The sequence below is a fragment of the Mesorhizobium sp. B2-3-15 genome (assembly GCF_006442875.1).
Classification (GTDB): Bacteria; Pseudomonadota; Alphaproteobacteria; order Rhizobiales; family Rhizobiaceae; genus Mesorhizobium; species Mesorhizobium australicum.
The window spans coordinates 140,754-153,552 of the sequence record NZ_VFVO01000008.1 but is presented as its reverse complement, the minus strand read 5'-3'; the positions used below and the strand labels follow the sequence as shown (position 1 = coordinate 153,552).

The window sequence follows — 12,799 nt, the reverse complement described above, 5'->3', positions numbered from 1 at the left end:
AAGGATCTTGTCGCGTGATGGCGCCCCTCGAACATCTATCGCGCAACGGCCACCTGGAAATGTTCTTCATCGACGGTCAATGGGTCGAGCCAAGCGGCACCGCCAAGGGCTTGGTGGTGAACCCCTCCACCGAAGAGGTTGTGGCTCGGTTTCCGCTCGGAAACAGCTTGGACGTGGATGCGGCCGTTGCAGCGGCCCGCCGGGCATTCGCCGCCTGGAGCCGGACCACGCCGGAATATCGTGCCGGTCTGCTCGATCGCCTGCAGGTGCTGCTCGAGGCGCGCGGCGAACTGATGGCTCAATGCCTCACCCTCGAAATGGGGGCGGCGATTGGATATGCGCGCACCGCCCAGGTGCCGCTGGCGATCGCGCATGTCAAAGTCGCTCGCGATCTGGTGAGTGCCTTTGCCTTCGTCAAGCAGCGGGGGCAAACCGCCGTCACCCACGAACCGATCGGGGTCTGCGCACTCATTACTCCCTGGAACTGGCCGCTTTACCAGATTACCGCAAAGGTTTCGCCGGCGCTCGCGGCAGGCTGCACGGTCGTGTTGAAGCCGTCCGAGCTTTCTCCCCTGGACGCCCTGCTGTTCGCCGAGGCGATCGAGGAAGCCGGCTTCCCTGCCGGGGTATTCAATCTCGTGCAAGGCGATGGTGCATGCGTGGGTGCTAATCTCGCATCCCATCCGGATGTCGATATGATCTCGATTACCGGGTCCACCCGGGCGGGCATCGCGGTGGCCCAGGCGGCTGCGCCGACGGTCAAGCGTGTCGCGCAGGAACTCGGCGGCAAGTCCCCGAACGTGATCCTGCCGGACGCCGATCTCGACCGCGCCGTTTCCCTGGGCATAGCCGCCGCCTTCCGCAATCTCGGCCAGTCATGCAGCGCCCCGACGCGCATGATCGTGCCACGCGAGCGGCTGTCCGAGATCGAGGCAATCGCCAAGAGAGTCACGGCCCAGATCGTTGTTGGCGATCCACTTTGCGAAGCCTCAACTCATGGTGCAATCGCCAACCGTGCCCAATTCGATCGCATCCAAACCATGATCGGCGTCGGCATTTCGGAAGGCGCCAGGCTCATCATCGGCGGGCCGGGTCGTGCACACGATCTGAACGTCGGCCTCTATGTGAGGCCGACGATCTTTTCGGACGTGCGCACTAGCATGCGCATTGCACAGGAAGAGGTTTTCGGTCCAGTTCTCTGCATCATCCCCTACGACACAGTCCAGGAGGCCGTCACCATCGCCAACGACACGGTGTACGGCCTGGGAGCCCATGTGCAGGGCGAGGACTTGGATGCCGTCAGGGACGTCGCGTCGCAGATCCGCTCCGGCCAGGTGCATCTCAACTACCCGGCCTGGGATCCACACGCCCCGTTTGGCGGTTTCAAGCAGTCCGGGAACGGACGAGAATATGGTGTCGAGGGCATGCTGGAATATCTCGAGGTCAAATCCATCCTCGGCTATTTCTAGGCGACATCTTTGCCCGCCGCAGAGGCGCGTCGCCGGCGTCATCCACGCCAGTAGGCTGCCTGTAATGGGCACCTTTCCATTCAGGCACTGTCTTCGCATTATTCCGTCGCCAGTGGTGCCGCTAACGGGCGATGCTGGCCGAATACATTTGGCCTGGAGCGGGACTCCCATGGCTTCAAGCCAATCTGAGGGCCTCAAGGTGATGCGAGCGATGTGCTGCCGCGTATCTGATGACCGCAGTCGCTGGGCAACCGCCCTACAGGTTTGTTTGGGTCAGGGTTGCGAGAGACCGGACTGCGGAAGGACATGCTGGTTCTGCGGTCGACAGGAGGTCCTTCTGCCAAATGACCATGCATTGCCGCATATTCTGCCAAGCGCCCGCGGCTATGCTTTGGCCAGTAGGGCAACTTGATAGGAACCAAGGACATGCAACGCTTCCGGCCGAAATATGTGACTTTTGATTGCTACGGTACGCTGATCAATTTCCAGATGGCGGAAGCCGCCAGCGATCTGTTCGGCCATCTGCTGGACCGACCACGCATGGACGAATTCATCAAGAATTTCTCAGCCTACCGCCTCGACGAGGTGATGCAGGACTGGAAGCCTTACGGTGATGTCGTTCACAATGCACTGGAGCGCACCTGCCGCCGCAACAACGTTGCGTTCCGTGCCGAAGACGCCGAAACGATTTCCAACCGCGTCCCGACATGGGGACCGCATCAGGACGTACCTGAGGGATTGGCCAAACTGGCCAAGGAAATTCCGCTGGTTATCCTTTCGAACGCCATGACGGCTCTAATTCCGTCGAATGTGGCAAAACTCGGCGCGCCATTTCATGCGGTCTATACCGCGGAACAGGCCGGCGCCTATAAGCCGCACTTCAAAGCGTTCGAGTACATGTTCGACATGCTGGGATGCGGCCCAGAGGACATAACACACGTTTCCTCGTCATTCCGCTACGATCTGATGTCCGCCTATGATCTCGGGATCAAGAACAAGGTCTGGGTCAATCGCCGTCATGAGCCAGCCAACCCCTACTACGAGTATACGGAAATCGCCGATGTGACGCAGCTGCCGGGCGTCTTCGGACTCTGAAGGGCGAGGATGGGGGCGGGCCTCGCATCGCGCCGCCCCCTCACCAAAGTTGCCAGCAGAGCTACCTGAACACGGCGACTACAGAAACTTGCTTGCAGGTCCTAATCGCTGGAGCGCTCCGTGTCTCAAGCATGAGGAACAACCATTCCCCACAGACGAGGATCTTTCAAATTGGGTGCTTTTAGTGATGTGGTCCCCGAAGAGGTAGGTCAACGCAATGGCTCTGTGGCTGCCGGACGCGATCATCCGCTTTACGCGGCAGCTTTTACCGAAACCTATTTTCGCGCTGCCGGTGAAATTTTGGCCGTGCGGCCGGGCTCTTCCGAACCGGACATATCGGCGACACTCCTGAAGCGCCATTATGGATTGACGGGATCGATCGCGACATTGTCCTCCGAGGTCGAGCGCACGGCAGAGGTCAACCTGTCGGACGGCCGCCAATTGATCCTGAAGATGGCTACAAGACCGGAGGCGGTCGACAGCTTTCGTTTCCAATCCGCCGCCATAGCCGGATTGGAAGGGGCAAGAGGCTTCGTTGCACCCCAAGCGATCCGCACGATCAACGGCGCATTGATGTTTGAGCAAGAGGGGGTATGTGGCTACTTGCAGACCCGCATTGAAGGCATGCCACTGCACCAGGCGATGCCAACCCGCGACCTGCTTTTTCGAACCGGCAGCGCTCTGGCCCGCCTGGACCTAGCTCTTGATCGGGTCAGCGTGCCCGCAGCCCACCGTCCCGTTCTATGGCATGTCGGTTGCTGGTCGAGGTTGAAGGAGTTGGAGCAGTATTTGCCATCCGGGACCGTCGCCGGCAGCGTTCGCGTCGCGATGGGTGAGTATGTCGAGTTTGTTGAGCCGCTAATCTCGGATGTGGCGTGGCAGGTAACTCATAATGATCCCAGCCCGTTCAATGTGATGGTGACCAACCAGGGGATGGGTTTTATCGACTCGGCGATGGCTGCTGGGGCCCCAGGATCCAGGATTTGGCGATCGCGGCAAGCCATGTTGTAGCTGATGCGATCCTTCCTTTGGGTGGGGCCGAACATCTCATTGCCGGCTATGCCTCTGTCACTCCCCTTTCGGCGCTGGAAGCAAGACTGCTCGTCGGACTGATGCGGGCGCGACAAAGCGCACTGATCTTGATCAACTATTGGCGATCTCATCTCTTTCCGGCCGATGCCCAGTACATCAAAAAGAACGTCGCGCGCGCCGAGCACGGCCTTTCTATTCTAAGACCTCTTGATGTTGCCTCTGGCGAGGCGGCGGTCCTGGCGGCAATGTCATCCTTCCAGCCGTAACGCCATTTCGGTTCACTCGACAGGCGCGGGCGCCAAAAAGAAGAAACTGCGAATTGTTCAAGCTACTCTTTCAACCAGGCAGAAGCACATGTCCTTAGATCTGATGCCAAATCGCTACAGAGCCGGCGAATCCGACCTTCCCAGGCGGGAGTCCGACCTGATCGCCCGCCGTGATCAGGTTCTTGGGGCTTCTTATCGGCTCCAGTACCGCCGCCCCGTGCACTTCGTTCGCGGCGAAGGCATGTGGCTCTACGATCCTGACGGCCGGCCCTATCTTGATTTCTACAACAACGTGCCGTCTCTGGGCCATTGTCATCCGGAAGTTAACGCCGCAATGGCTGAGCAGGCGGGGCGGATAAGCGCCAACACGCGCTATCTCGAGCCAAAACTCGTCGACTATGCCGAGCGCCTGGTCGATACGTTCCCGGACGTGCTCGACCGCGTAGTATTCACGTGCACGGGAAGTGAATCCAACGATTTGGCATTGCGCGTCGCGCGATTTGCCAGCGGCAACGAAGGTGTGATCGTCTCCACCTATGCGTATCACGGCACGAGTGCCGCCACTGCCGCGGTTTCCCCGAACCTGGGCGACGCGGTCAAGCTCAGCCCGTTTGTGCGCATGGTATCCCTACCCGGGCCAGCAGGTGTGCCGGAATCGCAGGCAGCGGACTTTTTCGAGGCGCAGATCCGTTCGGCCATTGTGGACCTGAACCGTCGCGGCATTGGCGTTGCAGCCCTGCTCATCGACAGTATTTTTTCCAGCGATGGCGTATGGGTGGATCCTCCCGGCTTCATTGCCAGCGGCGTTTCGGCAGTGCGGGAGGCAGGTGGTCTCGTCATCGCCGACGAAGTTCAACCGGGCTTTGGGCGAACCGGCGCTCACATGTGGGGCTTCGAGCGGCACGACATCGTTCCGGATCTGGTTACCCTCGGCAAACCGATGGGCAATGGATTTCCAATTGGCGCTGTCGTTGGTCGAAGAGCACCGATGGAGCAGTTTGGTGCCACATCTCGCTACTCGAACACGTTCGCCGGAAATACGGTCGGCATAGCGACCGCGGACGCCGTGCTAACCATCCTGCAGCGGGACCAAATCCCCCAGAAAGCGCTTGCCATGGGTCAGCGCCTTCGGGCCGGGCTGGAGAAAATCGCGCTGCAGCCTTGCGGGGTTCGCGGAATCCGAAACGCCGGTCTTTTTTTTGGCGTCGACATGGGGCTTGAAGGCGCGCCGTCGGCAGACCGGCGTGCAATGGCTTTGGATGTGGTGAACGCCCTGCGGGATGACGGTGTACTTGTCAGCACCACAGGCGCCAACGAGGATTCACTCAAAGTGCGCCCTCCGCTCGTTTGCCAAGCCGAGCATGTTGACCTTTTCCTTGCATCCATGGAACGCGCGCTGCTCAAGGTCACAGGCTAGAAGGTGTCACGACGCGAACGGCCGCTTGCACCTCATCTCAGCCACAGAAACAGAGATACTTGTGTCGGGAAAGCGGCCACTACCTCAACGACACCGCTCGCTTCCGCTCAATATCGCTGGGCGAGCCGTCTCTCGAAAAACCCGAAGCCAGTAGTGATCACCACCGCCAGCAGGAAATATCCAAACGCCGCGGCGGACAGAGGCTCGTAGACCCGAAACGTCTGTGCGCGAACGAGGTTGGCCGCACCCATGAGTTCGAAAACCGTGATCGTCGATGCCAGCGCGGTCCCCTTCAAAAGCAGGATGTTCTGACCGCCGATCGCTGGCAGGGCCAGCCTGAAAGCCTGCGGGAGAAGGACGGAAATCATGATCCATGTTTTGGACAGGCCAAGCGATTGGCCGGCCTCACGCTGTCCTTCCGGAATGGCCTGTATCGCTCCGCTCCATATCCCGCCACAGTAGGCCGCGGTGTTCAAGGAAAGGGTGAAAGACGCATAGAACGCGGCGCCCCGCAAAAGGGGCCAGAGCGCGCTGTAACGAATCGAAGGGATACTGGAGAGAACCGGAAGCTAATAAATACGTGTTCGATTTCTGGCCGCTTAGCAAGTTCCATAAGATAGATTACGCGACTTTCACCAGTAAAAAGTGAATATTTCTCAACATTGCTAAATTTTCATCGAGCTTAACGCAAGTCCTATATGTGCTTATTAGAGGATAAGCAGGCTCGATAGCAGCACTACGGGCAAATGAAATTTTGGTTCGCAGATGGATTACTTAATATCAATTTTACACACAAGCGCCCAGTGGAAAACCGACCCGCCATTGCACGTTCGACGCAGCCGCTAGCGCGCGCCGTCTCCAGCGAAGAACTACCGATCGCTTGCTTAGCCTCTCCGTAGCCTGAACCACGCCTTATCGTCGCCGGTGGCGCGACGCGGGCAGCTCAGAAACACACGGCCTTGTGATCACTCGCGAATCCTACGATGCGTGAGAACCAAAAGATCATAAAGCGGCCATGGAGGTCTCTGCCGCCGACCGTCGTGCGGTGAAAGTTGCCATTCCGCTCCCTCTTCAGACGCTGGCGGCGGGCCGCGCTTGGCGAACGCCAGGCCCGCCGCCGTTGTCTGAAAGAAACTCTATCCCTGCCTGCGTTAGGGCATGGACGATCTTCATGACAGTCTCAGTACGGCCACCGAGCGGTCCGTCCTCAGCTTCAAGGCGCGCGATCGTTGGTTCTGAAACGCCAGAATGGGCCGACAAGTCACCTTGGGACCAACCGAGCAACGCCCTGGCGGCCTTCACTTGCCGTGTTGTAACCGCTGGATGGCGATTTGATAGATTTTCTATTGACATCCGCACCAATCGAATTGATATTTTTTCTATCAATAATCTGATGCCCGGCCTGCTTCGTATTGGGCCGTGCAGGCAGAGCAGCTGACCAGGATGCAGGAACACCCTGGCCAGCCTGACCATACCCCAAGCTATAGGGAGCTCGGATGATGGCTGATTCTGAGATTAGCATGACTCTACCTTTCGTCACCCGGAGGCATTTGCTGATGGGAACGGCAGCGGTCGCGGCGACGCTGCAGTTTCAGCCAAGCGCGTCGGCAGACGGAGCGCTCGCAGGCAACACTGCCTTCGATCCAGCATTGGCGCTGTGGCATAAGTGGCAGTCCGCATACACACGCACCGCCGCGCTCTGCCGCAAGCAGCAGCACCTTGAGAGCAGACTGGTCGAAGCCATCGGGTTCCCGAAAGCAGAAGTCGAATTGCCCGACGAGAATGTAGGCGTCACCGTCTCGTGGCCGGGCGACCTCGAAGATCTGTTTGGGGACAGTCCAGGCCTTGCCGACCTGCGCGCCCGGGCGGAGGCGGATTTGGCTGCCCACCAGGCGCGCTGGGATGCCGAGGATCGACGCATCGGCTATTCCGCCGCCAAGCGGGAGGAACTTGCCGCCGCAGACCGAGAGCAAGAGCTGGTGGAGTCCCTGATGGCGGCACCTGCCACGACACTCGCCGGCGTGGCCGCCAAGCTCGATGTGGTCCTGCGGGAGGGCGAAAGCGCCGAAGACTGCACTGAGTTTCCCTGGCCCGAGCTGCGCGCCGTGCTCGGCGATCTGGCGCGCATGGGCCAGGCGCAGCAGCCGGGCGCGTTCATGCCCGGGAGCGACAAAAATGGGCCTTACCCGCGAAAGCGCCGAGAGGACGTCTGCATGTCGGTGATGATGTACCAGCGCGGAGATCGGGTGATATGAAAGACCCATCGATGGCAACGCCGCTTCCGCGTGCGGCCGCGCGCGAAGCAAGAGCCAGTGCAGCCACATCCTGCAGCACGCCTACCACACTTTTGTTCGGCATCGATGCCGGTCGGCGCCCCGGGCAGGCAATTTCAGCTTTCGATTGTCAGCTGTCGGCGCACTCACTTGTGAGGCATACAATAGACGCCCTCGGATTCCATCAGTACCGCGCCACCCTTCAACTCGCTCAATGCGCCGACCCACGCTTGCGAATAAGTGCGGCTGGCATCCACGGCCGTCAGCCAAAGAACGCGATTGTCGGCCAGTTCAACTTTAACTTCCTGCTGCAAAGGGCTCCCCTGCACGGTCTGTTGATAGTGGCGTTTGATCCTGACATTGCTGGCCGGAAACTCAGCTTCGTTGCTGCCGTAGTTCAGCACAAATCCAGTGTGGTCCTCAGCCACCGAGCAACCGCCATCACGCTCGCATACGATTTTGGCAGCTGTGTTGCAGTCCCATTTTAGTGAAGCGGGCCACATAGGATTGTCCACGTTTGATCGCGGCTTGTCGCTCTGACCAGCCTCTGTCAACACAGCGCCTATATTCAAAATCACAGTGGACAGGAGAAGCACCTTGAACACTACAAACCACCCTGAATTGTGACCCTCATAGCGACCCGTCCTGTGATCGCCTCGCCTATGGCATGTTGAGATTGAACCAGCTTTTCTGGCGTATGCCGTTCGCGTCGTCATACTCGATGAACCAGGGTTTTCCGCGCATCGGACGAGAGATGGTGAAGTAGGTGGGACCACTACCAACGGAATGCCCTCTATCGTTGCCCGTGCTCTGGATTTCTGCCGACACCAACTTACCGTTGATTTCGACTTGGGCCTGCCGAGATCCGTCATGATTCTGGCCGAGGCGACTGTTCATGAAAGTGACGGGCAGCGTGAGCCGGTCGGACGCGATGCGGCAGATGTTGCGTTCTTGCCCCATTCCGGGTCGATCGGAGTCATTGCCGCCAACTGCTTGCCAGCCAGGCGGACAATCCGCATACTTCTCGAACCTCGCGGCGCTGGAGTTGGCTTGCGGACAGGTCGGCCAGTCAAAGCCCGGGGCTTCCATCGCCGCAATCAACTTGTAAATTGGCGGGTGGCACGAGGGGGTACCCTGCCAGTCGCCGGAAAGACAAAGGAGCACCTGACAACCCCATTCCGACGCTTTCGATTGGGATGGAAGAGTCGCGGCGCCCACGATGGCGACGGCGCCCACAAAAAGGAATTTCAGTATGGTCATAGCCTTTTCCTCGCTGCGGATTTTGACAGTTTACTATGGATGATCCGCGCGAAAAAGGACAGATCGAAAAGGCAGATTTGTGCGACTACATCGATTCATGAAACGAGACGACGCGGGGGTGGTCGATAACCCGTTGCGCGCCAACATTGCTATGACGCTTGAGCGGGAGCGAGCCAAACGTGGCCTATCCCATATGCACATGGCCGAGCTGTTTCGGACCGCCGAGGGCGAAAAGCTGGCCTATCGAACCTACATTCACACCGTGCGCCAGAAAAACAATGTCACGCTGACCACGTTGCAGATCATGGCAAGCGGCTTGCAAGTGTCTTTTGCAGGACTGCTCGCAGGCGGGAAGAAGGTTCCGGAATGGGCGCATCAGTTGGACGACAATGCGATCCGCAAGCGGCTGGCGCAAATCATCGATATTGAGCGACAACGACGAACTTTGCACCGGTACGAGATGGCTGAGCTCATCGGCGTGGCGGAGGCGACATACATGAAACTAGAGCGCGCCAGCGGCAACATCAGCGTCGACACGATTGCCGCGATCGCCAAGGCGTTGAAACTTGATCCAGCGACCTTCCTCTTTTCCGATAAAATTCCCCCAACAACTGACCACCTGCTTCTGACGCAGCCGGAGTCGTAGATCCTCACTTCAGAGAGCCGTAAGCTGCCAGGGTCATCATCGGCTAGGCTGGCCCAGACGAATGCCCGGCAGGTTTTCGCGGTGGTGGCGCATACCGGTGCGCTTCAAGAAAAAATGGAGCAGGGTTCTTTGTGATCCACCCCGCGCACTCTACCTTGCGCCTGAGGACGATTGCCAAAATCTGGCTGCGGTGGAACGCACAGGAATCCTGACCTGTACCGTTGTACCGACACCTTGGGCGCTATGGATGACGAGCTTTCCGTTCAGCGTCGAGACCATTTGGGAACATGCGGTCAGTCCAAGGCCAGTATGATTTCCAGCCCGCGTTGAAAAGAAGGGGGTAGTTGCCTTTGCAACGATTGCAGGTGGCATGCCTGCGCCCTTGTCGGCCACTTCTAGCACGAGATAACTGCGGGGGAGGAATGGTTGTCGTTTGAGTGTCGCGGAGATGAGTACTCGTGCGGTTCTGGCGCCGGAAAACGCGGCCAGAGCGTTTTCGATCAGCTCATTGACCACCAGCCGGAAGGGCGCCGCCGGCACAGGATGCAGACGCGCTTTAGTATCGACCCGAACTTGCACGAAACTGCTGCGATCGCGCGTGAGATCCTCAAGCAGTTGGCCGAGCGCCACGGTACTGGAATCTTGTGGTGCATAGGCGATCTGAAGCACGCTGTTGGTGATCGATTCCAGTTCGTTGGCAGCACCGCGCGCAGCGTCAAGCATTTCACCACTCGGCTGCTTGTCTGGCTGTGCGTGCTCAAGGAAAAGACGCAAGGCTGTAACACGCGATCGGGTCATATGCGCAAACAGCGACGCGAACGAGCGCATATGCTGGTCACGGCGATTGGCCGAGGAATAGCGCTGATGGATAACGAGATAGAAGGTGGCACCGAGGCCAAGCGCTATGGCGAAGATGAACCAGTTGCGCGAGGCCGCAATGTCGATGTTGGCGGTCTGCTGCAACGTGGCGCTGTGATCAACGGTGGAGCTGGAGATCTCGTAAATTGACTGTTCGAGCTTGGTCATGTCGGCAATGGCTTGTGTGTAGTTCTTGCGCGCCGACACAAGGGGGGCGATTTTCTGCTCGAGGGTCAGGCGAACCCCGCCTAGGAGTTCGGCGTCATGATCGGGAAAAAAGCGGTTCAGATAGGGCAGGTTTTCCAGCTGGGCGACGTTGACGCTCACCAGCGCCATTTGCCGATCGATGTCCGCATCAAGCTTGCCCGTCGCGTCGGCAATGCGAAGATAGCCATAGACCCGTATAAGGCGCTCGCGAATCTGTGCCGCGCGCCACTGAATCTCGAAGGTCTGATTGAGGATGGCATCCGTCTCCTGGCGATAGCGGTCGGATTGGATGAATGTCCACGCACTCAGGCCAAGGGCTGCAGCCATACCGAGATACGGCAGAACAGCGAGCAAACGGCCGTTGTAGAACTTCATTGCGTGGCGCGTAGGATGACTGGGAAAAACACCCAGATCGAGTTTCTTGCGGGAACGTAGGAAGCGGGCAACTGGTCGAAGGGCCAAACAATGAAGATGGGCCCTTTCTCAACCATGCTGATCGGGCGAAACTCCTGGCCTGACGAGCAGAGCGAGCTGGCCTTGTCGTTCTCGTTGCAACGACGCTCGACTGCCAGGATCGGATTATAAGACTGGATTTCGTCAATACGAATATCGGAAACGAAATTGTCAAAGGCGACGACCTTCACCTCCTGCGCGACGGTTACTCCGGCCTTGGCAAGCACGTTTGCGAGCAGTGGCCCACGATATTCGATTTTCTCGTTGTCGCCCGTCCAGGGCGTACGTGTGTCATAGGTCTGTTGCGGAAACTCTGCTCGCAGCTGCTTCACCGAAAAGACCGCGACGGTCTTGCCGCTGGCGTCTTGAACCGACACTTGGTTGGGGTCGAGGGGAATTTCCTCGGCGACGCTGGCGAGCGGAAGGGTCAGGGTGAGTATGACGGCGAGAGCATTACGCAACATCTTCGACATCCTCGTATTCGCGCGGTCCGTCGTTCTTGGCGAACAGCACGCATGGTCCTCGGGACCCCCGCGGGTCGTAGGCAAACCCCTTTTCTGCAAGCGCAAGCGTGATGTTGCGGATGCCGTCAAGGCCATAGAGATGGTCGTGCAGCTCAAGAAAGATGCGCTCGACGCCGGGCAACTCGGCATCCTGCAGAAGCTCTTTTTCGGCACCTTCAATGTCCATGACGAGGGCGTTTATTCGATGATCGGTGATGAAACGATCGACATTGGCCGAGACGATGGACAGTTCGCGCTCGTAAGGTCCCTGGTCTTTGTCCGTGGAAGACATCCAAAGGTCGCGGCGAACGTAGAAGGTGAAGGATCGCGGCGGACCTGCCGTGAGGATACCTTGCGAATATTTGACATTGTTGAGATCGTTGGCCGCTATCACACGCTTGGCTAGTTCCGCTGTTGCGGGATTTGCTTCAAAAGCCCACACCTGAACGCCGGGGATCTTTGCGATCAGTGCGGTGATGATGCCGATGCCCGACCCCAGCTCCAGTACGCGATCGCGCGCCTTGACCGCCCTAAAGATCCACTTCGCTTCCTTTGCTTCATAGCTCTGGCTTTGAAGCGCTCGCCAGATTACCGGCGAAACATCCTGCGGTTCGACGGGAACCTTGATCCCATGTACGGTTAGGGAGGCCATCGCGCTCACAACCCCTGTGGTAGCGGATGACCTTGCCGCATGAGCTTGGCGCGAGCTTGCTTGTAGTATTTCTCGGCCGAGCCGGCATCGATGGCGAGCCGATCGGCCATGAGCGAAAAGATCTCCTTGCGTTTCACGCCGGGTGCGCGGTGTGCCATCATGTCGATGGCCTCCTGTTCGCGCGGTGTAAGGACGGAAAAACGGTAATCGGGTTTGGTCATGACCGCCCGCGACAGGCGCAAGGAGAATCCCTTCGTGGAAATGTCGTCCAGCACGTCGCTGAACACGCCGGGCGCAAGGCCGGTCTTGCCGAGATAGGCGGCGGCGCCGATTCGCCGGAAACCATCTGCCTCGCAGCGGTTGTCGGAACCGGTGACGACAATATGGATGGCACTGGGTGAAGCCTCGATGATCGTGTCAACGACAGCGACGCGATCGCCTTGTGAGGTGGGATCAAAACCGGGCAAGCCAGGATCGATAACGACCAGATCGAAATGGTTGTTTTGAAGTTCTACGGTCGCGATGTTCAGCGTTTCGGCGCCCAGGACGACGCATTTTTCGAAGCTTGCTTGCACTTCGTTCATCAGTGCCAGACGCATAAGTGTCTGGTCTTCGACCACCAGGGCACGAAACATTAGAAGCCAATCCTTCTACGCAGGCGCCCCCCG

At 58.8% G+C, this 12,799-nt stretch carries 15 protein-coding genes; 7 read left to right on the top strand and 8 right to left on the bottom strand.

Features of this window, described 5'->3' with window-relative positions; translation table 11 throughout:
- The first annotated feature begins 14 nt into the window (after window positions 1-14).
- From FJ954_RS17890 to FJ954_RS17875, 5 genes are all read left to right on the top strand, one after another.
- On the top strand, window positions 15-1,469 hold the full coding sequence (locus FJ954_RS17890; RefSeq protein WP_140662423.1) for an aldehyde dehydrogenase family protein: 1,455 nt from the start codon (window positions 15-17) through the stop codon (window positions 1,467-1,469).
- 426 nt (window positions 1,470-1,895) lie between these two features.
- Window positions 1,896-2,564, top strand: a complete 669-nt coding sequence (locus FJ954_RS17885; RefSeq protein ID WP_140662209.1) for a haloacid dehalogenase type II — start codon at window positions 1,896-1,898, stop codon at window positions 2,562-2,564.
- Between the two features lie 171 nt (window positions 2,565-2,735).
- Window positions 2,736-3,575, top strand: a complete 840-nt coding sequence (locus tag FJ954_RS17880; RefSeq protein ID WP_246681093.1) for a phosphotransferase — start codon at window positions 2,736-2,738, stop codon at window positions 3,573-3,575.
- Window positions 3,548-3,862, top strand: coding sequence for a hypothetical protein (locus FJ954_RS32045; RefSeq protein WP_246681092.1), 315 nt, complete (start codon window positions 3,548-3,550; stop codon window positions 3,860-3,862). The genes FJ954_RS17880 and FJ954_RS32045 overlap by 28 nt, the downstream gene beginning before the upstream one ends.
- Window positions 3,863-3,950: 88 nt before the next feature.
- Entirely contained in the window at window positions 3,951-5,279 is a 1,329-nt protein-coding gene (locus tag FJ954_RS17875) for an aspartate aminotransferase family protein (RefSeq protein WP_140662208.1), read from the top strand.
- A 107-nt stretch (window positions 5,280-5,386) separates the two neighbouring features.
- On the opposite strand, the gene FJ954_RS17870 is transcribed toward FJ954_RS17875, so the two are convergent.
- Both FJ954_RS17870 and FJ954_RS32040 read right to left on the bottom strand, forming a co-directional pair.
- The gene (locus FJ954_RS17870) at window positions 5,387-5,794 is read right to left on the bottom strand and encodes an ABC transporter permease subunit (protein ID WP_281407728.1); all 408 of its coding nucleotides are present in this window, start codon (window positions 5,792-5,794) and stop codon (window positions 5,387-5,389) included.
- A gap of 556 nt (window positions 5,795-6,350) precedes the next feature.
- Entirely contained in the window at window positions 6,351-6,632 is a 282-nt protein-coding gene (locus FJ954_RS32040) for a helix-turn-helix domain-containing protein (protein ID WP_140662421.1), read from the bottom strand.
- A gap of 167 nt (window positions 6,633-6,799) precedes the next feature.
- On the opposite strand from FJ954_RS32040, the gene FJ954_RS17860 reads away from it, so the two are divergent.
- Window positions 6,800-7,534 (top strand): hypothetical protein, encoded by a 735-nt coding sequence (locus FJ954_RS17860; RefSeq protein WP_140662206.1) that lies wholly within the window; start codon window positions 6,800-6,802, stop codon window positions 7,532-7,534.
- Between the two features lie 164 nt (window positions 7,535-7,698).
- Here the strand turns inward: FJ954_RS17860 and FJ954_RS17855 are convergent, their stop codons facing one another.
- A complete protein-coding gene (locus FJ954_RS17855) occupies window positions 7,699-8,157 on the bottom strand; it encodes a hypothetical protein (RefSeq protein ID WP_140662205.1) in 459 nt (152 codons plus the stop codon).
- A 55-nt stretch (window positions 8,158-8,212) separates the two neighbouring features.
- Window positions 8,213-8,812 (bottom strand): hypothetical protein, encoded by a 600-nt coding sequence (locus tag FJ954_RS17850; RefSeq protein WP_140662204.1) that lies wholly within the window; start codon window positions 8,810-8,812, stop codon window positions 8,213-8,215.
- A gap of 97 nt (window positions 8,813-8,909) precedes the next feature.
- Here FJ954_RS17850 and FJ954_RS17845 point away from each other — a divergent pair, with 97 nt between their 5' ends.
- Complete coding sequence (locus FJ954_RS17845) at window positions 8,910-9,458, top strand: helix-turn-helix transcriptional regulator (RefSeq protein ID WP_140662203.1); 549 nt, start codon at window positions 8,910-8,912, stop codon at window positions 9,456-9,458.
- A 150-nt stretch (window positions 9,459-9,608) separates the two neighbouring features.
- Here the strand turns inward: FJ954_RS17845 and FJ954_RS17840 are convergent, their stop codons facing one another.
- The 4 genes from FJ954_RS17840 to FJ954_RS17825 are packed head-to-tail and all read right to left on the bottom strand — an operon-like array spanning window position 9,609 to window position 12,751.
- Window positions 9,609-10,898: a HAMP domain-containing sensor histidine kinase gene (locus FJ954_RS17840; RefSeq protein ID WP_140662202.1), complete on the bottom strand. Its 1,290-nt coding sequence runs from the start codon at window positions 10,896-10,898 to the stop codon at window positions 9,609-9,611.
- Window positions 10,895-11,449, bottom strand: coding sequence for a hypothetical protein (locus FJ954_RS17835; protein WP_140662201.1), 555 nt, complete (start codon window positions 11,447-11,449; stop codon window positions 10,895-10,897). Before FJ954_RS17835 ends, FJ954_RS17840 begins: the two co-directional genes overlap by 4 nt.
- Window positions 11,430-12,131 carry an FkbM family methyltransferase gene (locus FJ954_RS17830; protein WP_140662419.1) on the bottom strand — a complete coding sequence of 234 codons (702 nt, stop codon included), beginning with the start codon at window positions 12,129-12,131 and terminating at the stop codon, window positions 11,430-11,432. Before FJ954_RS17830 ends, FJ954_RS17835 begins: the two co-directional genes overlap by 20 nt.
- A gap of 5 nt (window positions 12,132-12,136) precedes the next feature.
- Complete coding sequence (locus FJ954_RS17825; protein WP_246681090.1) at window positions 12,137-12,751, bottom strand: DNA-binding response regulator; 615 nt, start codon at window positions 12,749-12,751, stop codon at window positions 12,137-12,139.
- Window positions 12,752-12,799: the final 48 nt, after the last annotated feature.